The sequence below is a fragment of the Micromonospora sp. NBC_00421 genome, assembly GCF_036017915.1.
GTDB lineage: Bacteria > Actinomycetota > Actinomycetes > Mycobacteriales > Micromonosporaceae > Micromonospora.
Window position 1 is genome coordinate 794853 of record NZ_CP107929.1, and the last position, 18349, is coordinate 813201.

Genomic DNA, 18349 nt, shown 5'->3' on the forward strand with positions numbered 1-18349 from the left:
GGGCCGGCCCCGTGGTGGGGGTCGGCCCGGTTCGGTGTTCGGGGTCAGGAGGTGTAGCCGCGGGTGGCGATCCAGTCGGCGAGGTTGTCGACGGTGATCCGGTAGGCGGCGGTCTCGGGGTTGGCGGAGTCGGCGATGGTGACGGTCTTTGCGTTGTCGTGGTAGCCGACGACGCTGATGTAGTGGCCGCCTTCGAAGGAGTGGGTGTTGCCGTCGGTGTCGGTGGCGGTGCCGGCGATGTTGGCGACTACGGCGCGGCCGTCGTCGATGGTGTGGACGATGTCGGCGCGTAGTTCGTGGGTCTGCTTGTCGTTGGCCTTCGAGTTGCGGATTTCGGTGCTTTCGTAGGCGTTGCGGCCGGTTTCCTTGTTGAGGACGGGGGTGATGTCGTTGATGCTGTTGGTGCCGTCTTCGGTGGTGCGCATTTCTTTGGCCATGGCGTCGACGTCGATGTTCTTGCCTTGGACGGACAGGGCGTTGCGGGTGGCGGCGGGGCCGCAGTAGTAGAAGTTGGGCTGTGCCTGGTAGTCGACCTTCAGTTCGCGTTCGCCGTTGGGCTTGTGGTCGGTCTGCGCCGACGCGGTGGGGGTGGCGGCGTGGGCGGTGTGGGTGGCGGTGAGGGGGCCGGCGATGGCGCCGGTGGTGAGGGCGAGGCCGGCGGTGGTGAGGGCGGTCTTGCGGATCAGATCGGTACGCATGGTGGCGTGCTCCTCTGGTCGGGGGTGCCGTGGGTGCCCAGGGGGGTGGGCGGCCTGCGGGGGTAAGGGGGGATGGCCCGGCGGTCGGGGGGACCTGCTTCGGGTGTCCGAGGGGGTGTAACCAACCCGGTGGGGACCGCATTCCGTGGTCGGGGTTCCGGGGGCCGTCTCCCGGGGGCGGGAGAGTGGCGGTGGTATGCCAGGTACAACGCCGCGGCCCCGGCGGCGATTCCGCCGTGGGGGTGGCCCCGGCCACGGGACATCCGGGCACGAACGGGCCTGTCCGGTGCGGAACCTCCGGGATGAACCGGACATCCGGTCGGACGGCGGACGGCGGGCGGTAGGTGGTGGACCCGGGTCAGTCGGCGCGGAGCAGGTCGACCACCGCATCCCGGGCCGCCTGGACCGCAGCCCGGGACTGCGCCGTGTGGTCCAGGATGTCGAAGGCGTGCTGGCCGTCCGGTACCTCCACCAGCCGCACCGGTCGACCGGCCCGGTCGGCGGCGTCGAGGAACGCCGCGATGCCGATCAGCACCTGGGGGATCTTGTCCTGGCCGGCCCTGGTCAGCACCACCGGCGTCGGCGTACCGGCTTCGAGGGCACCGATCGGCAGGAAACGCTTGTCGACGTCCCAGCCGGGCAACGGGACGAGCAGTGGATAGGTCAACGCGATCCCCCGCAACCATGCCGGTGCCGCGCGCAGCCAGTCCGCCGCCAGCAGGCTCCCACCGGAGAAGAACCAGAGCACCACCCGGTCCGCGTCGACCCGCGGATCGGTCCGGACCAGGTCGACCAGGCCGGCGATGTCGTCGGCGGTGGCCGGCAGTTCGGCCAGGTCGGTCACCTGGTAGCTGATAGCGGCGGCGACCAGGCCCTGCTCGGCGAGGAGCGCGCCGTAACCCCGGTAGAGCAACCAGTCACGGGGATCGTCGGTGCCCGGCGGGAGCGGTGCGCCGTGCACCAGCACCACCGCGGGGTGCGGGCCGGCGTCGGCCGGCAGGTGCAGGTCGACCCGGCCCTGCCGCTCGACCAGAGCGCCGGGCGGCGACAGCACGAAGGGCTGCTGCGCGATCGAACCGTTCATGCCGGTGAGCCTAAACGCCCGCGGCCTGGCCGGCTGTCCCGCCGACGCGCCGCGAACCGCGCCAACACCGTCGAGATCGCCACGTCACCGCCACGGTGGACGGCCCACCGTCGGCCGGCAGCGCGGGCCATCCGTCGTCCGTCCCGGTCGGCCGCGACGAGGTGACGAGCGGCCCGGGTCAGGCCGACCCGTCGGGCTTCGCGGCCTGGGCGTGCCGCTCGCGCAGCCGGTCCCGGATCTCCTCCGGGGTGTACGCGCGACGACGCCGCTCGGCGCGGGCGACGACCGCCCCGGTCGCGGCGACGCCCGCGAGACCGGCCAACCCGAGAACCTTCCACCACCGCATCCGTTGCCGCATCGGCCTAGGGTAGACGCTCATGAGCATCAGCCTGGACGAGGCCGTCGACCTGACCCGTACCGGTGACGTCTGGGTGTTCCGGGGCCGCAGCGTGCCGGACCGGGCCATCCAGTTCACCACCAACAGTCCCGTCAACCACGTCGGCATGGCGGTGGTGCTTGACGACATGCCGCCGCTGATGTGGCACGCCGAGTTGGGGCGGTCGCTGCGGGACATGTGGACCGGCAGCCACCAACGCGGGGTTCAGCTGCACGACCTGCGCGACGCGGTCTGCGTCTGGGCCAACCGGTACGGTCAGCGGGCCTGGCTGCGTCAGCTCGAACCGTCGGCCGACCTGGCGATGGAGCAGGCGGTGTTGCAGACCGTGGCCCGGCTCGACGGCACCCCGTTCCCCTCCACCGCCCAACTGGCCTGGCGCTGGGCGCGGGGGCGGGTCCCGCATCTGCGCCTGCCGCTGCCCCTGCCGGGTCGGGGCCGGGGCGACGACGGGTCGGCCGACCGGCAGGCCGGGGACCGCGCGCTGGAGACGGCGTACTGCGCGGAGGTGGTGGCGGTGACCTACGAGGCGATGGGCCTGCTGCCGCCCGGCCGCCGGCCGAACTGGTACGACCCGGGCCGGTTCTGGAGCGGTGACGACCTGGACCTGACCGGTGACGCGCGGCTCGGCGCGGAGATCGAGGTGCGGATCCCGCCCCGGTGAGGTTTGCCGACGGCCGGCGACGGCAACTGGTGACGCCGTGAGAGCATCCACCGACATCGACACGCTGAGCGACTTCTCCGACAGGTACGGGGTGGCGCTCACCACCGGCCACGTGCCCGCCATCGCCGGCTGCTACGCCCTGCCGGGGCTGGTGGTCGGGGAACGCTACCGCTACCTGCTGCGGGGCACCCAGGACGGCCCGGCGATCTGCACCGTCGTCCGGACCGGCTGAACGGATTCCCGCCCTCCGCCCCCTGTGATCATCTGTACTGGACGGTCGCTAATCTCTGCGTGCGGGGTCGACCGAGGAGGATCATGCCGGGGACGCGTGGGACGCGGTGGACTTCTCGGCTGCCGTACGTGGTCGCCGTCCTGCCCTGGATACTCGCCTCGATCGCGGTGATCGTGCTGATCTTCCTGATGGTCAAGGCGATGGTGGCGGTCTTCGGTCACGACCGTTACGCCGAGCACGGTGCCGGTTCCCGCAGCGAAGCCGTCATGGTGCCGGGGGTGCCGGTGGCGACCGCGTCGGTCCTGCCGTCGTCGTCCCCGTCGCCCACCCGGACCAGGCGGGACTCCGGCGGCTGGCCCGGTGCCGCGCCACCCCCGAACGGGCGGACGCCCACCGCGTCCCGGTCGGCGACGCCGTCGGCATCCGTCACGCCGTCGACCGCGACGCCCTCACCGACGCCGACCACGCTGCTCAACGACGACGCTCCGGGCGTCAACTACCGTGGTCGGTGGGCGGTCTCCCGGGACCGGCCGTACGGCGACCACCGCAACGACGTGCACTACACCTTGCACGACGGGGATTCCTTCAGCTTCACGTTCACCGGCACCGGGCTGGACTACATCACCTCGCGCGACCCCGAGTACGGTGACGCCGACGTGTGGATCGTCGATGCCGGTGGCCGGCCGGTGAAGCAGCAGCGGGTGAGTGCGCGGGCGGACCGGTACCAGCCGCAGCAGACGGTCTTCAGCGTCAGGGACCTGCCCCGCGGGGCTTACACGATCTGGGCGGTCAAGCGCAACGGGGTCTACTTCCAGGTGGACGCGTTACGGGTACGGGGCTGATCCGGGCGAACTGTCCGGTTAGGACAAACTCCGGACGTCGGGCACTTTCCGACAATCACCTGAATCGTTACTCTTCTCGGACGGGGCCGACCAGGGAGGGTCATGTCCGGCATGCGTCGCGCGCAGCCGCGAACACACGGAGCGGGTGCGCTGGCGTCGTCGCCATGGATCGTGGTCGCCGCCGGTGTGCTGGTGATGGTCGTGCTCCTGATCGTCGCGTCGGCGTCGTACCGCAGCCGTGGACCGGCGTTCGAGGCCAGCCCGGCCGATCCGGCACCGACCTACTCGCTGCCCGGATCGGGGGCGACCAACCCCGCGCGGGTGGCGGCGAACCTGCCCGAGCCGGTCGTCCCGGGGCTGACGCCCCGCCGCACCGACCTGCCCCCGGTCGAGCTGCCCGCCGACGTCGTACCGGGTGAGCCGGCGACCGGTGGGGACGCGCTTCCGCCACCGGCCGGCGGGGTGGTCCCGCCGCCGCCCGTGGCCGGGGGCGCGGCGCAGCCCCGCCCGACCACGCCGCCACCGGCACCGGCACCGCCTCCGCCACCGTCGTCACCGGTGACCGGCCGGTTCCGGGTGATGGACAGCTGGAACAACGAGGCGTTCATCGGCGAGGTGCTGCTGTACAACCGCGACCGGGTGTCCCGGTCCTGGACGGTCCGGCTGGTCCCGCCGGCCGGCAGCCGGCTGGTCACCTCGTGGGTGGAGGGGGCTCCGCAGGGCAGTTCCCGGATGTCCGGCGGGGTGTTCACGTACACCAGCGGGGTTGACGTCGGGCCGGGTACCTCGGTGCCGTTGCGGTTCCACTTCGAGAACACCGGGGGCAGCATCCGGCCGTCGCGGTGCACGGTCGACGGCGTGGCCTGCTCCGGCCTCTGAGCCACGCCACCGGGCAGCCACGCCGCCGGGCAGCCGGTTGACCGCGTCTTGTGCAAGGTTGCTGCTTTGTTGCGACTTGGTTTGCAAGGTATTGCAGAACTTTTCCGCAAGGGCTAGCGTGCGGGCGAATCAGCGACCATAGGAAGGCCGTCGATGAAACCCCCGCCGCTGCCGCGCAAGGCGCTGCTCGCCCTGGTCTCCACCCTCACCCTCGCACTCGTCGGCGTCCCGGTCGCCGTCCGCCAGCTCGGTGCCGACAGCACCGACCGGCCGTCCACCGTCGATGCACTCGCGGCCGCCGGTGCCGCCCAGTGGGGCGCCGAACCCTCCACCGAGGCCCTGCTCGCCGCCGGCACCGGTAGGGGCCGCGCCGAACAGTTCTACTTCGTCCTGCCGGACCGGTTCGCCAACGGCGACCGACGCAACGACACCGGTGGCCTGACCGGCGACCGGCTGCGCACCGGCCTCGACCCGACGGACAAGGGCTTCTACCACGGTGGCGACCTCAAGGGCGTCATCGACAAGCTCGACTACATCCAGGGTCTCGGCACCACCGCCATCTGGCTGGCGCCGATCTTCAAGAACCGTCCCGTCCAGGGCAGCGGCGCGGACGTCTCCGCCGGCTACCACGGCTACTGGATCACCGACTTCACCCAGGTGGACCCGCACTTCGGCACGAACGAGGAGATGAAGCGCCTGGTCAAGCTGGCCCACCGGCGGGGCATCAAGGTCTACCTCGACGTCATCGTCAACCACACCGCCGACGTCATCTCCTACGCCGAGGGCAAGTACGCCTACGTCGACAAGAAGACCTCGCCGTACACCGACGCGCAGGGGCGGGAGTTCGAGGACCGCAACTACGCCGACGGCACCCGGGCCTTCCCGAAGGTGAACACCGACGCCGGCCCGTACACGCCGACCTTCGCCAGCGCGGCCGACGCGGGCGTCAAGGTGCCGGCCTGGCTGAACGACCCGACGATGTACCACAACCGGGGCGACTCCACCTTCGCCGGGGAGAACAGCGAGTACGGTGACTTCTTCGGCCTCGACGACCTGTGGACCGAGCGTCCCGAGGTGGTCAAGGGCCTGACCAAGGCGTACGGCGACTGGATCGCCAGCACCGACGTCGACGGTTTCCGGCTGGACACCGTCAAGCACGTCAACCTCGACTTCTGGCCGCAGTTCAGCCAGGGCATCAAGCGCGCCGCCGACAAGGCCGGGAAGAAGGACTTCTTCATGTTCGGCGAGGTCTACAGCGCCGACCAGGAGGTCACCTCCACCTACGTGCGGCGCGGTGGGCTGCCGGCCACCCTGGACTTCTCCTTCCAGGAGGCGGCCCGCGCCTACACCGCCGCCGACGGCCCGGCCAAGGCCCTCGCCGACGTCTACGCCAAGGATTCGCTGTACGCCGCGCGGGACACCGACGCCGGCCGGCTGACCACCTTCCTCGGCAACCACGACATGGGCCGGATCGGCTCGTTCGTCGCCGCCGCCGGTGGGGACGACGCCCGGCAGCTCGGCCGGGACCGGCTCGCCCACCAGTTGATGTTCCTCACCCGGGGGCAGCCGGTCGTCTACTCCGGCGACGAGCAGGGCTTCACCGGCCCCGGCGGGGACAAGGACGCCCGGCAGGACATGTTCGCCACCCGGACGGCGGACTACCTCGACGACGACCTGATCGGCACCACCCGTACCCACGCCAGCGACCAGTTCGACACCACCCACCCGCTGTACCGGACCATCGCCGAGCTGGGCCGGCTGCGGGCCGCGCACCCCGGGCTGCGCGACGGCGTCCAGGTCACCCGGTACGCCGCCGACGGGCCGGGCGTCTTCGCCTTCTCCCGGATCTCCCCGGCCGACCGCACCGAGTACCTGGTGGCGGTGAACAACGCCGGCACCCCGCAGACTGTCACAGTGGACACCTGGACGCCCGGCACCGTATTCACCGGCATCTACGGTGGCACGGCCACCCCGACCACCGGCGCCGACGGGAAGCTGAGCCTGACCGTGCCGGCCGGGTCGGCGGTGGTGTTCCGCGCCGGTCGGGCCGTGCCGCAGGCCACCGCGAAGCCGACCGTCACCCTCACCGCGCCGGGGGCCGACCCGGTCGCCACCCGGGCCGCCGTCACCGCCCAGGTGACCGGGGACCCGCTGGCCACCGTCACCGTCGCCGCCCGGGTCTCGGGTGGCAAGTGGACCCTGCTGGGCAGCGCGCACACCGCGCCGTACACCGTGCACCACGACCTGACCGGGCTGGCCGGGGGCACCCGGGTCGAGTACAAGGCGGTGGTCCGGGACGGGAAGGGACGGACCACCTCCGCCCGGTCGACCGGCGTGGTCGGCACCCCGGCGCAGGGCGCGTCCCGGGACTGGTTGGTGGTGCACTACCAGCGCCCCGCTGGTGGTTACGACGACTGGGGGCTCTACGCCTGGGGCGACCTCGACCCGGCGTACGTGACCGAGTGGCCCGCCGGGCAGCCGTTCGCCGGGGAGGACTCGTACGGCCGGTTCGCCTGGGTCAAACTCAAGCCCGGGGCGAAGTCGGTCGGCTTCCTGGTGGTCGACAAGACCGGCAACAAGGACGTCGCCACCGACCGCACCGTCGACGTGACGACCACCGGCGAGGTCTGGGTCAAGCAGGGCGACCCGGCGCTCTATCCCACCCGGCAGGCCGCCACCGGTGAACCTGACCCGGCCGTCGACCCGGGCACCGCGATCATCCACTGGCGCAAGGCCGACAACGACTACGCCGGGTGGGGCCTGCACCTGTGGGACGGCGCGGCCACCCCGACCGACTGGTCCGCCCCGCTCCTGCCCGAGAAGGTCGACTCGTTCGGTGCGCTGTTCCGGGTGCCGCTGGCTGCTGGCGCGACCGGGCTCAACTACATCATCCACCGCGGCGACGCCAAGGATCAGCCCGACGACCAGCGGCTCGACCTCACCGGGGTCGGCCACGAGGTCTGGCTGCTGGGCGGGGTGCCCGGCCGGCTGCTGCCCACCTCGGCCGCCGGCGCCGGGAAGGACGTCGACATCACGAAACAGCAGGCCCAGTGGATCGACAGGTCCACCGTGGTCTGGGCCACCGGCCCGACCGACGGCAGGGCGTACGCGTTGGTGGCCGCCCCGGCCGGCGGGCTGAGCGTGGTCGACGGCGAGTTGTCCGGGACGTACACCTCGCTGCCGTTGCGGGCGCAGCGCAACGGGCTCACCGAGGTCCAACGCGCGGCCTTCCCGCACCTCTGGGCCCACCAGGCGTTCGGCCTGGACCGGGCGGACCTGGCCCGGGTGCCGGCGGCGCTGCGCGGGCAACTCGTGGTGACCGAGCGGGACGCCGGAGGCGCGCTGCTCCGCGCGACAGGGGTGCAGATCCCCGGCGTGCTCGACGACGTCTACCGCGCCGCCACCGACGCGACGCTCGGCGTCACCTTCGCCGGGAAGGTGCCCACGCTCGCGGTCTGGGCGCCCACCGCCCGGACGGTCGCGCTCGAACTGTTCGACATGCCGTCGGCGTCGCCGCGCACGGTGGCGATGCGCCGCGACGACCGCACCGGCGTCTGGTCGGTGCACGGCAGCCGCGACTGGACCGGCCGCTACTACCGCTACCGGGTCGAAGCCTGGCAGCCGGCCGCCCAGAAGATCGTCACCGCGTCGGTCACCGACCCCTACTCGGTGGCGCTCGCCGCCGACTCCACGCACAGCCAGATCGTCGACCTGGCCGACCCGGCGCTCGCCCCCGCCGGCTGGTCCGGGCTGCGCAAGCCGGCCGCGCCGGCCGCGTCGAAGGCGCAGATCTCCGAGCTGTCGGTACGCGACTTCTCCATCGCCGACAGCACCGTGCCGGCCGGGCGGCGGGGCACCTACCTGGCCTTCACCGACCCGGGCACGGCCGGGATGAAGCACCTGACCGCCCTCGGTGACGCCGGGGTCGACTACCTGCACCTGCTGCCGGTGTTCGACTTCGCCACCATCCCCGAGAAGCGGGCCGACCAGCGGCAGCCCGCCTGCGACCTGGCGAAACTGCCACCGGACTCCGACCGGCAACAGGCGTGCGTCGCGGCGGTCGCCGACACCGACGGCTACAACTGGGGATACGACCCACTGCACTACACGGTCCCGGAGGGCGGCTACGCGGTCGACCCGGACGGGGCGCAGCGGACCGCCGAGTTCCGGCGGATGGTCGCCGGAATCAACGGAGCCGGCCTGCGGGTGGTGCTGGACGTGGTCTACAACCACACCTCCGCCGCCGGCACCGACGCGAAGTCGGTGCTGGACCAGGTGGTGCCCGGCTACTACCACAGGCAGTTGGACGACGGCACTGTCGCCGACTCGACCTGCTGCGCCAACACCGCCCCCGAGCACGCCATGATGGGCAAGCTGGTGGTCGACTCGCTCGTCGTCTGGGCGAAGCAGTACAAGGTGGACGGCTTCCGGTTCGACCTGATGGGCCACCACCCCAAGGCGAACATCCTGGCCGTACGGGCCGCGCTGGACAAGCTGACCCTCGCCCGCGACGGCGTCGACGGTCGGCGGATCCTGCTCTACGGCGAGGGCTGGAACTTCGGCGAGGTCGCCGACGACGCCCGGTTCGTGCAGGCCACCCAGGCCAACATGGCCGGCACCGGTATCGGCACCTTCAACGACCGGCTCCGGGACGCGGTACGCGGCGGCGGTCCCTTCGACGGCAATCCGCGCGTGCAGGGATTCGCTTCCGGCCTCTACACCGACCCCAACGGTGACGAGGTGAACGGCAGCACCGCCGAGCAGAAGGCCCGGCTGCTGCACTCCCAGGACCTGATCAAGGTGGGGCTGACCGGCAACCTGCGCGGTTACCGGTTCACCGACTCCACCGGCCGGCGGGTCACCGGGGCGCAGGTGGACTACAACGGTTCGCCGGCCGGCTACACCGCCGCCCCAGGTGAGGCGGTCACCTACGTCGACGCGCACGACAACGAGATCCTGTACGACGCGCTGGCGTACAAACTGCCGTCGGGCACCTCGGCGGCGGACCGGGCCCGGATGCAGGTGCTGGCCCTGGCCACCACCGCCCTCGGGCAGGGGACCGGGTTCGTGGCGGCCGGCTCCGAGCGGCTGCGCTCGAAGTCGCTGGACCGCAACTCCTACAACTCCGGCGACTGGTTCAACCAGATCCGCTGGGACTGCACCCAGGGCAACGGGTTCGGTGCCGGCCTGCCCCCGGCGGCGGACAACCAGGACAAGTGGTCGTACGCGAAGCCGCTGCTGGCCGATCCGTCCCTGGTGCCGGACTGCGCCGCGATCGACCTGGCCGACGCCCGGTATGCGGAGCTGCTGAGGATCCGGCAGTCCTCGCCGGTGTTCGGGCTGTCCACCGCCGAGCAGGTGCAGCAGCGGGTCGCGTTCCCGCTGTCCGGGGTGAAGGAGACCCCGGGTGTGCTCACCATGACCCTGGACGCCCGGGGGCTGGGCGGCCGGTGGAGGTCGGTGACCGTGGTCTTCAACGGCACCCCGACGGCGGCGAAGCAGACGGTGACCGGTCTGCGCGGCACGGACACCACCCTGCACCCGGTGCTGGCCGGCTCGGCCGACCCGGTGCTGCGGACCGCGTCGTTCGACCGGGCGGCGGGCACCTTCACCGTGCCGGCACGCAGCGTGGCGGTCTTCGTCCAGCGCTGATCCGACGACGACCGGCCCCCCTCCGCGTGGTGCGGAGGGGGGCCGGTGCGCGTCCTGCCCGGTGTGCCGCCGTCACCGGTGGCACGTCACCCGAGGGTGCTCAGCCGAAGCAGTTCGGGATGGTGTCGCCCGGGATGGCCAGGCAGTTGGTCGGACGGTTCGCGACGATTGCGGACTTGTTGTCCACGTTCACCGTGCCCTCGAAGGTGAAGACACCGCCCGGGGCGAAGGTGGCGAAGTTGTCGGCGACCTTCGTCCGGCTGAGGTTGACCTCGCCGAAGGCGTTGAAGATGCCGCCGCCGACGCCGATCGGACCGAGGGCCCGGTTGGCGACGATCTCGGACTCGCGCACAGTGGTGACGCTGTCCACGTTGAACAGCCCGCCGCCGAAGAAGCCGGCGGTGTTCTCCTTGAGGTAGCTCTTCTCGATGGTGACCGCGCTGTCGAAGGCCACGGCCACGCCGCCGCCCACGCCCGCGGTGCTGTTCTTGGCCACCGTCGAGTAGAACACGTTGACCTGGGCGTCCGCTGCGGCGATACCGCCACCGGCGAGCACTGCGGTGTTCGACAGGAGCTCCGTGTAGCGCACGGTGGTGTTGCCCCCGATGTCGAGCAGGCCGCCGCCGAAGCCGAGCGTCTCGTTGTCGGTGATCTTGGACTTCTCGATCAGGACGGTGCCACCGTCGACGTCCTCGGTGAAGATCTCCGCGGCGCCGTTGGAGACACCGCCACCACCGATGACGGCGGTGTTGTCGGTGATCGTGGACTCGTCGACCTTGAGCAGGCCGGCGTTGAAGACGCCACCGCCGAAGAAGAAGGCGGTGTTGTGGGCGACGTCGGTGTGCCGCAGCGACGTGGTGCCGAAGTTGGCGAGCCCGCCGCCGTTGCCACCGGACTGGTTCAGCACCACCGAGGTGTCGAACAGTTCGGCAGTGCCACCCGGCTGCACCAGGATCCCGGCGCCGTCGTTGATGCCCGGCTCCTGGACCAGCGGCGTGACGACCCCAGGCTTGGCCTTCGGCGACACCTGCACGGTGGCCTTGGGCGTGGCCTTCGGCGCGGCCTTCAGGCCGGCCTTCGGGTTCGCCTTCCGGGCGGCGAGCGCCTGGGCCAGCGGCGTGCCGGCCTTCACCTGGGCGGCGAGCGCCTGGGAGTCCGAGAAGGCACCCCAGACCGCCTCCGGCGCGACGGCCGTGAACGCCTCGATGGTCTGACCGCCCTTGATGGTCAGGCCCTTGACGTTCAGGTGACCGCCGGGACCCACGTTGAGGATCCGGAAGTAGTCGGCGGTGGCGTCCCGGGTGATCGTGGTGTGTTCACCCCGCAGGGTGATGTCCTGGGTGATCACCGGCAGGCCGTTGCCGTCCTGGTTGCGGGTCAGGTTGTAGGTGCAGCCCTTGGCCAGGTCCAGCACGCCGCCGTCGCGGCTGTTGGCGAAGACGATGGCCTGGATGAGCTTGTCGGTGTCGCAGGGCACCTCCTTCCCGCGCTCGCGGTCCTTGCCCCCGTGTTCGTCCTTGCCGCCACGGTCCGGGCCCTCGTCGCCACGGCCCTGGTCGCCGTCCTTGGTGACCTGCTGAGTGGTGTTCCACTTCAGTCCGCTCACCCCGACCGCCCCGGCGCTGCCGGCGATGCCCACCGCGGCGAGACTGACCACACCTGTCAACCCGGCGACGCCACTGGCGAGCCAGAGCTTGCGACGGCTCCTGCTCACCGTCGCCCGCGCGGAGGCTTCGTTGTTCGTTAGGTAGTTGGACATCGGAGCTCTCTGCCCTCTCCTCGTACCAGACAGGGTCGCCGCGCCTGAGCGAGCGTCCCCTGCTACAAATCGGTTGTAGCTCCCGAAAGACACGGTATGAGAAGGTTCCTCGCTATGAGGTCAAAACCGAAGAAAGCCCGCTTTGGGGACGCTGTCCGTCGGTCAGGCGCATTCCCGGACGGCCGGGCGTCGCATGCCCACCGCCACCCGCCAACGCAAGATCGTGCTGAAAGCACGAAGTAGTGGCCTCCGTAGTTCCGAAGGCCACTACTTCGTGGTTCGAGCGTGATCGTGAAAGGTGCGCCCGACGTGACGACGCGGAGCGACCTTGAGGTGATCAGTTCGTGATCATTTGCGCGTGACTCGGCACGCCGTGTCGACTACTCGTAGCACGCAGATGATCGTGTGCCGCTCACTCTGGCGTCGGCGCGCACCCGCCGTCGTGGCCGGCGGGGCGTCCGCAGCGACCGGCCGGGCATGGGCGGGGGCCGGGGCCGTCGAGTGGGGCGTCGCACCAGATCCGGGTACGCGTGGACTGCTGGTCTTCCTCGGAGAGGGTGGTCTCGCCGAAGTCGATGGCGAGCACGTGGCCGAGTGAGCGGCGTAACGCCATCGCCAGGGCGGCGGCCTCGTCGACGCTGGTCAGCCTGGTCGGTAGGTGGATGATCCAGCACGGGTCGTTCACCGGGGCCACCCGCTGTTCCGGGCCGTCCGGGTCCGGCGGCAGTCGGTGTGCCCGGACCCCCACCGCCGCAGCGCCGCCCGGATGCGTTCACCCTCGGTGGTGGCGGTGGCCAGGTCGCGGGTGAGGTGTTCCAGTTCGTCGGCGACCTGGTCGAGGAAGGCGTACACCTGGTCGGGGTCGAGACCGCGCCACCGGCGGGTGCCGAAGGTGACGGCGCGGACGTGCTGCGGCAGCAGCCGCCGCCCGGCTCGATAGATCATCCTGTCTCGCCTCTCGGTCGTGTCGGGCTGTGCGGGACTTCAGGTGGTCGCGCCGGACAACCCTTCGGTGTACGACGCCAGCGCGGCGACGGCCGAGGTCAGGCACTCGGCCATCAGGTCGAGCTGTTCGGCGGCGTGCTGCCACTGCCGCGCGGTCGTCTCGGTGTCGTGCTCCTGCCGGGCGGTGGGGTCGGCTGGTGGGGCGTCGGCGGGGAGCGCGTCGCGGAGTTGCCGGCCGGCGGCGGTGACCCGGGCCGGGAGAAGCCGAATCCGATCGGCCGCCGCACTCCACCGGCTGCCCACGCTGTCCAGCACCTCGACCAGCCCACCGATGGTGTCCGGCTCGATGTGCCCGGCGGCGACCCGGAGTCGGCGTACCCCGTCGGTGACCTGCTGGTCGACCTCGCCGGCCAGGTCGAGGGCGTCCCCGCTGCTGCGCCGGGCCAGCCGCAGCGCCGGGTGCGGGCACCCCGCGCCGACACGGTCCAGCAGCACCATCGCGGCGGCCACCCCGAGGTATGTCTCGCGCAGCTCGGCGGCCACCTCCTCGACCGCCCAGATCGCGCTGGCGACCGGCACCTCCGTATTCGTCTCCACCGTGCCTCCTCTGCCTGGCTGGGTGCCGGGGCAGCACGCCGACCAGCCCGGAAGGGGGTTCCTGGCTGCGGGTGCGGCGCACTGCCCCGGCTGGGGATCGACCAGTGCCTAGCTGGGCGTTCCTCAAGGAACTTTACCGATAATGTCGGTGAAGCCAACGATGCGCTTGAAGTTCTTCCCGGCTTCGTGATCAGATGGACGTGCCTAGCTGGGAGTACTCGCATGTCCACATCGCGCAGGTTTGAGCCGCACTATCGACGGATCATCGCTGACATCAGGAGGCGCATCGCCGAAGGCGAGTGGCCGCCCGGTCATAAGCTGCCCTCCACCAAGGAACTGGCGGCCCTGTACGAGGTGGGCAGTCAGTCGACCGTTCGGCAGGCGATCACGATCCTGATCGAGGCTGGTGATCTTTACGGGCATCAGGGCTTGGGTGTCTTCGTTTCGGCTACTCCCAGGTAACGGGAGGGCGAGTGTGAGCCGGGAGTGAAGCTTCCGCCATGCCCGCAGGCTGCAAGATCGTGCTGCTTCCACGATGTCAACACCTTGGCGTTAACGCCGTGGGCGGCTGGTCAACCCGGGACAGGAAGTGCCCGATCGGGGAGCGGGGTGGGCCCGCTTGGCGATCATGGAGTGGTGGTGCCGACTTTGGGGGTTTTACGGGCGTTCTGTTACCCACCACAACTCCATGATCGGCGAGGCAGCGGTGGTTGACGAACAGCCGTTCCACCTAACGCAACGGTGTTGTCCACGATGTAGTGGTCTCGTGGCGGCGGGATGCCACTGCATCATGGATCGAGCACGATCATGGGCTGTTCCGTCTCGTCCCCCACGGCTGCACGGGCGGGGTGGGGGCGCTACGGGAGCCGGGGCGGGTGGACGACTGCGGCCCCGCCGCCAGTGCGCGCCACCCATCGGGGAACGCCTCCGGCGGCGGAGCCGCTGCGGATGGTGCTCGGTCAGCCGGGGAGGCGGGGGCCTGCCTCGCGCTGCTCGGCCAGCCAGGTCTCCACCTCGTCGGAGCGTCGGGGTAGCCCGGCCGACAGGTTCACCGAGCCGGTCGCGGTGACCAGGATGTCGTCCTCGATCCGGACGCCGATGCCGCGCAGCTCCTCGGGGACCAGCTCGTCCTCCGGCTGGAAGTAGAGCCCCGGCTCGACGGTGAGCACGTAGCCCTCGCCGAGCTGGCCGTCGCGGTACTTCTCCTTGCGTGCGTTGGCGCAGTCGTGCACGTCGATGCCGAGCATGTGGCTGGTGCCGTGCAGGGTCCACCGTCGGTAGACCGTGGAGGCCGGGTCCATCGCCTCGTCGACGCTCACCGGCAGCAGACCGAGATCCTTCAGCGCCTCGGCGAGCACCCGCATCGAGGTCAGGTGCACCTCGCGGAACCCCACCCCCGGCCGGATCGCATCGATGCCTGCCTGCTGGGCGGCGTACACCGCGTCGTAGACCTGGCGCTGCAACGAGGTGAAGCGGCCGTCGACCGGCAGCACCCGGGTCACGTCGGCGGTGTAGAGGTTGCGGTTCTCCACCCCCATGTCCATCAGCAGCAGCTCACCCGGACGGGTCGCGCCGTGGTTGTGCACCCAGTGCAGGATCGTCGCGTGCTCGCCGCCCCCGACGATCGAGTTGTAGCCGACGTCGTTGCCGTCGTGCCGGGCCCGCAGCGCGAAGATCCCCTCCAGCAGCCGCTCGGAGACACCCCGGTCGGCAGGCAGCGCGCGGGCCACGTCCTCGAAGCCGCGTACGGTGGCGTCGACCGCGTCCTGGAGCTGGGCGACCTCCCATTCGTCCTTGACCAGCTTCAGCTCGGCGATCGCGATGGCCAGTTCCCGGTCGCGGGCCGGCTGGCCCTCCTCCCGGGGGCCGTCCCACGGCCGCACCGCCGCGTCCACCCGCTTATCGAAACCGCGCAACACCCGGGTACGCCCCGGCGCCATCCGCGCCAACGCCCCGTCCAGCGCGGTCAGGTCCTCCGTGGGCAGGCCCAGCTCGGTGGACTTCTCGGCAAGCGTGTGCCGCCGGCCCACCCACAGCTCGCCGTGCCTGCTGCGGAAGAACTCGTCGGTCTCCCGCGAGGAGCGGGGGCGCATGTACAGCGTCGCGTCGTGCCCCGAACCGTTGGGACGCAGCACCAGGACGCCGTCCGGGTCATGGTCGCCGGTCAGGTACGCGAAGTCGCTGCCCGGCCGGAACGGATGGTCGGTGTCGTTGGCGCGTACCTTCTCGGTGCCGGTGGGGATGACAAGCGTCTCGCCCGGGAAGGCCGCGGAGAGCGCGGCCCGCCGCTTGGCGTGGTGCGGGACCTCCGGCCGGGGGCCGACCGGCAGGCTGGTGTCCCGCCAGCCCCGCCGCATGAAGGACAGGAACGCCTCCGGAAAATCCGGGTCGTGCGATTCGGTGCCGTCCGCCGGCTTGCCGTCCGTGCGTCCCTCGGCCATGTCGGCTCCCTCCGCCTCGTCGCTCGTCCAGACGGTACCCCGGCGTCGGCCCGGCGGGGTGCCTGCGGTGCCCGCCGACCGCTCCGCGCAGGCGACGCGCGCCGCGTGGAAGTGGGACAGCGGGCGTGTGCCGCGTGGAGAGGGGCAGGTCGTGCGGTGCCGCGCGACCGGATTGCGCCGCGTGGAAAGATGACGACCATGTGCGGACTCCTGGCCTTCTTCAGCGCGAACGGCAACGCCGCCGCCCACCGCGACAACATCGCGGGGGCGTTGGAATGCCTGCACCACCGCGGACCGGACGAGACAGGGGTCGAGGTGGTCGGCGACGCCACCGGCCACTACGCGGACGGGGTGTTCGCGCACAAGCGGCTGGCGATCATCGACGTCGCCTCCAGCCACGAGCCGCTGCCGTACGCCGGCGGTCGCTACCTGCTCACCTTCAACGGCGAGATCTACAACTACATCGAGCTGCGGGAGGAGCTGGTTCGCACCTTCGGGGCCCAGTTCGCCACCGCCGGTGACGGCGAGGTGATCGTCGCCGGCTACCACTACTGGGGCGAGCAGGTGCTCACCCGGCTGCGCGGCATGTTCGCCTTCGTCATCTGGGACCGGCAGGAGCGTCGGGCGTTCGGCGCGCGGGACTACTTCGGCATCAAGCCGCTGCACTACCTGGAGACCGCCGACGGCCTCTACCTCGCCTCGGAGAAGAAGGCGCTGCTGCCCTTCGCGCACTCCTACTACCAGGGCGACGCCGGGATCGACACCGCCAACCTCAGCCACTACCTGACCCTCCAGTACGTCCCCGAGCCCGGCACCCTGCACCAGGGGATCAGCCGGATCGGCTCCGGGGAGTACCTGACCTGGTCCCCGGGGGGTCGGCTGGACGTCCGACGTTGGTACCGGCCGGTGTTCCGGCCCGCCCCGGTCACCGACGAGCAGCGGCTCTACCACGACATCCGGGAGACGCTGCGGGAGAGCGTCCGGATGCACATGCGTTCCGACGTGCCGGTCGGCTCGTTCCTGTCCAGCGGCATCGACTCCACCGCCGTGGTGGCCCTGGCGCGCGAGTTCAACCCCAACATCCTCACCTTCACCGTCGGCTACGACGTGCCCGGCTACTCCGAGATCGACGTGGCCCAGGAATCGGCCCGGCACCTCGACGTGACCACCATCCCGACCAAGATCGGGCCGCAGGACATGATCGACGCGCTGCCGAAGATCGTCTGGCACCTGGACGACCCGGTGGCCGACCCGGCGCTGGTGCCGCTCTACTTCGTCGCCAAGAAGGCCGCCGAGCACGTCACCGTGGTGCTCTCCGGTGAGGGTGCCGACGAGTTCTTCGGCGGCTACACCATCTACCGGGAGCCGCTCTCCCTCGGCACCGTCAACGGCCTGCCCGGCGGGGTGCAGAAGGGCCTGCGCGCGGTCTCCAAGGCGATCCCGCAGGGGGTCAAGGGCAAGAGCTTCCTGGAGCGCGGCACCACCCCGATCGAGCAGCGCTACTACGGCAACGCCCGGATGTTCACCGAGGAGGAGAAGCAGCACCTGCTGCGCCGCTACGACCCCTCGGTGCGCTACACCGACGTCACCGCCCCGATCTACGCCGAGTGCACCGAGCTGGACGACGTCACCAAGATGCAGTACGTCGACCTCTACACCTGGCTGCGCGGTGACATCCTGGTCAAGGCGGACCGGATCTCGATGTCGCACTCGCTGGAGGTCCGGGTGCCGTTCCTGGACCGGGCGGTCTTCGACGTGGCGGCCACCATCCCGGTCGACCTGAAGCTGCCGCCCCGCTCCGACGCCACCAAGTACGCCATGCGTCAGGCGTTGCAGGGGGTCGTGCCGCCGGCCATCGTCAACCGGAGGAAGCTGGGCTTCCCGACCCCGACCCGGGTCTGGCTGCGCGGCGAGATGTACGAGTGGGCCCGGCACGTGCTGTCCACCTCCGGCGCCGGCGACCTGATCGACCTGTCGTACGCGATGCGGCTGCTGGAGGAGCACAAGCGGGAGGAGGCGGACAACTCCCGCAAGGTGTGGACGGTGCTGATCTTCTGCATCTGGCACGCCATCTTCGTGGCCAAGACCCTCGACCCGGGCATCCAGCGCAACCAGTCCGCCCTGCTCACCAAGCCGGTCGTCGGCAGCATGGTCCGCTGACC

At 71.0% G+C, this 18349-nt stretch carries 15 protein-coding genes; 7 read left to right on the top strand and 8 right to left on the bottom strand.

The window, feature by feature from the left end; genetic code table 11:
* Positions 1 to 44 precede the first annotated feature (44 nt).
* The 3 genes from OHQ87_RS04005 to OHQ87_RS04015 all read right to left on the bottom strand — a co-directional run bounded on the left by OHQ87_RS04005 (position 45) and on the right by OHQ87_RS04015 (position 2140).
* On the bottom strand, positions 45 to 698 hold the full coding sequence (locus OHQ87_RS04005) for a C39 family peptidase (protein ID WP_328345050.1): 654 nt from the start codon (positions 696 to 698) through the stop codon (positions 45 to 47).
* A gap of 358 nt (positions 699 to 1056) precedes the next feature.
* Positions 1057 to 1782, bottom strand: coding sequence for a dienelactone hydrolase family protein (locus tag OHQ87_RS04010; RefSeq protein ID WP_328345052.1), 726 nt, complete (start codon positions 1780 to 1782; stop codon positions 1057 to 1059).
* 178 nt (positions 1783 to 1960) lie between these two features.
* The gene (locus tag OHQ87_RS04015; RefSeq protein ID WP_328349124.1) at positions 1961 to 2140 is read right to left on the bottom strand and encodes a hypothetical protein; all 180 of its coding nucleotides are present in this window, start codon (positions 2138 to 2140) and stop codon (positions 1961 to 1963) included.
* A gap of 19 nt (positions 2141 to 2159) precedes the next feature.
* Here OHQ87_RS04015 and OHQ87_RS04020 point away from each other — a divergent pair, with 19 nt between their 5' ends.
* The 5 genes from OHQ87_RS04020 to pulA all read left to right on the top strand — a co-directional run bounded on the left by OHQ87_RS04020 (position 2160) and on the right by pulA (position 10445).
* A complete protein-coding gene (locus OHQ87_RS04020) occupies positions 2160 to 2840 on the top strand; it encodes a hypothetical protein (protein WP_328345054.1) in 681 nt (226 codons plus the stop codon).
* A 37-nt stretch (positions 2841 to 2877) separates the two neighbouring features.
* The gene (locus OHQ87_RS04025; RefSeq protein ID WP_328345056.1) at positions 2878 to 3072 is read left to right on the top strand and encodes a hypothetical protein; all 195 of its coding nucleotides are present in this window, start codon (positions 2878 to 2880) and stop codon (positions 3070 to 3072) included.
* An 83-nt stretch (positions 3073 to 3155) separates the two neighbouring features.
* Entirely contained in the window at positions 3156 to 3914 is a 759-nt protein-coding gene (locus OHQ87_RS04030) for a hypothetical protein (protein ID WP_328345058.1), read from the top strand.
* 102 nt (positions 3915 to 4016) lie between these two features.
* A complete protein-coding gene (locus tag OHQ87_RS04035; RefSeq protein ID WP_328345060.1) occupies positions 4017 to 4793 on the top strand; it encodes a cellulose binding domain-containing protein in 777 nt (258 codons plus the stop codon).
* Between the two features lie 153 nt (positions 4794 to 4946).
* Positions 4947 to 10445 carry a pullulanase-type alpha-1,6-glucosidase gene (gene pulA, locus OHQ87_RS04040; RefSeq protein WP_328345061.1) on the top strand — a complete coding sequence of 1833 codons (5499 nt, stop codon included), beginning with the start codon at positions 4947 to 4949 and terminating at the stop codon, positions 10443 to 10445.
* A 100-nt stretch (positions 10446 to 10545) separates the two neighbouring features.
* Here pulA and OHQ87_RS04045 read toward each other — a convergent pair whose 3' ends face one another.
* The 4 genes from OHQ87_RS04045 to OHQ87_RS04060 form a co-directional block, all read right to left on the bottom strand.
* Complete coding sequence (locus OHQ87_RS04045) at positions 10546 to 12204, bottom strand: hypothetical protein (RefSeq protein ID WP_328345063.1); 1659 nt, start codon at positions 12202 to 12204, stop codon at positions 10546 to 10548.
* 412 nt (positions 12205 to 12616) lie between these two features.
* Complete coding sequence (locus OHQ87_RS04050; RefSeq protein WP_328345065.1) at positions 12617 to 12898, bottom strand: hypothetical protein; 282 nt, start codon at positions 12896 to 12898, stop codon at positions 12617 to 12619.
* The gene (locus OHQ87_RS04055) at positions 12886 to 13149 is read right to left on the bottom strand and encodes a DivIVA domain-containing protein (protein WP_328345067.1); all 264 of its coding nucleotides are present in this window, start codon (positions 13147 to 13149) and stop codon (positions 12886 to 12888) included. The genes OHQ87_RS04050 and OHQ87_RS04055 overlap by 13 nt, the downstream gene beginning before the upstream one ends.
* Before the next feature lie 39 nt (positions 13150 to 13188).
* Positions 13189 to 13746, bottom strand: coding sequence for a hypothetical protein (locus OHQ87_RS04060; protein ID WP_328345069.1), 558 nt, complete (start codon positions 13744 to 13746; stop codon positions 13189 to 13191).
* 222 nt (positions 13747 to 13968) lie between these two features.
* Between OHQ87_RS04060 and OHQ87_RS04065 the strand changes: the two genes are divergently transcribed.
* Complete coding sequence (locus OHQ87_RS04065) at positions 13969 to 14208, top strand: winged helix-turn-helix domain-containing protein (RefSeq protein ID WP_328345071.1); 240 nt, start codon at positions 13969 to 13971, stop codon at positions 14206 to 14208.
* A 497-nt stretch (positions 14209 to 14705) separates the two neighbouring features.
* On the opposite strand, the gene OHQ87_RS04070 is transcribed toward OHQ87_RS04065, so the two are convergent.
* Entirely contained in the window at positions 14706 to 16187 is a 1482-nt protein-coding gene (locus OHQ87_RS04070; protein WP_328345073.1) for an aminopeptidase P family protein, read from the bottom strand.
* A gap of 198 nt (positions 16188 to 16385) precedes the next feature.
* Here OHQ87_RS04070 and asnB point away from each other — a divergent pair, with 198 nt between their 5' ends.
* Positions 16386 to 18347, top strand: a complete 1962-nt coding sequence (gene asnB, locus OHQ87_RS04075; RefSeq protein WP_328345075.1) for an asparagine synthase (glutamine-hydrolyzing) — start codon at positions 16386 to 16388, stop codon at positions 18345 to 18347.
* Positions 18348 to 18349 lie beyond the last annotated feature (2 nt).

Excerpts from the sequence above, each read along its gene's own strand:
- OHQ87_RS04020 (WP_328345054.1), top strand. The coding sequence starts at position 2,160 with ATGAGCATCAGCCTGGACGAGGCCGTCGACCTGACCCGTACCGGTGAC.
- OHQ87_RS04035 (WP_328345060.1), top strand. The coding sequence starts at position 4,017 with ATGTCCGGCATGCGTCGCGCGCAGCCGCGAACACACGGAGCGGGTGCG.
- OHQ87_RS04015 (WP_328349124.1), bottom strand. The coding sequence starts at position 2,140 with ATGCGGCAACGGATGCGGTGGTGGAAGGTTCTCGGGTTGGCCGGTCTC.
- OHQ87_RS04070 (WP_328345073.1), bottom strand. The coding sequence starts at position 16,187 with ATGGCCGAGGGACGCACGGACGGCAAGCCGGCGGACGGCACCGAATCG.
- pulA (WP_328345061.1), top strand. The coding sequence starts at position 4,947 with ATGAAACCCCCGCCGCTGCCGCGCAAGGCGCTGCTCGCCCTGGTCTCC.
- OHQ87_RS04030 (WP_328345058.1), top strand. The coding sequence starts at position 3,156 with ATGCCGGGGACGCGTGGGACGCGGTGGACTTCTCGGCTGCCGTACGTG.
- OHQ87_RS04065 (WP_328345071.1), top strand. The coding sequence starts at position 13,969 with ATGTCCACATCGCGCAGGTTTGAGCCGCACTATCGACGGATCATCGCT.
- OHQ87_RS04010 (WP_328345052.1), bottom strand. The coding sequence starts at position 1,782 with ATGAACGGTTCGATCGCGCAGCAGCCCTTCGTGCTGTCGCCGCCCGGC.
- OHQ87_RS04005 (WP_328345050.1), bottom strand. The coding sequence starts at position 698 with ATGCGTACCGATCTGATCCGCAAGACCGCCCTCACCACCGCCGGCCTC.
- OHQ87_RS04055 (WP_328345067.1), bottom strand. The coding sequence starts at position 13,149 with ATGATCTATCGAGCCGGGCGGCGGCTGCTGCCGCAGCACGTCCGCGCC.
- asnB (WP_328345075.1), top strand. The coding sequence starts at position 16,386 with ATGTGCGGACTCCTGGCCTTCTTCAGCGCGAACGGCAACGCCGCCGCC.
- OHQ87_RS04045 (WP_328345063.1), bottom strand. The coding sequence starts at position 12,204 with ATGTCCAACTACCTAACGAACAACGAAGCCTCCGCGCGGGCGACGGTG.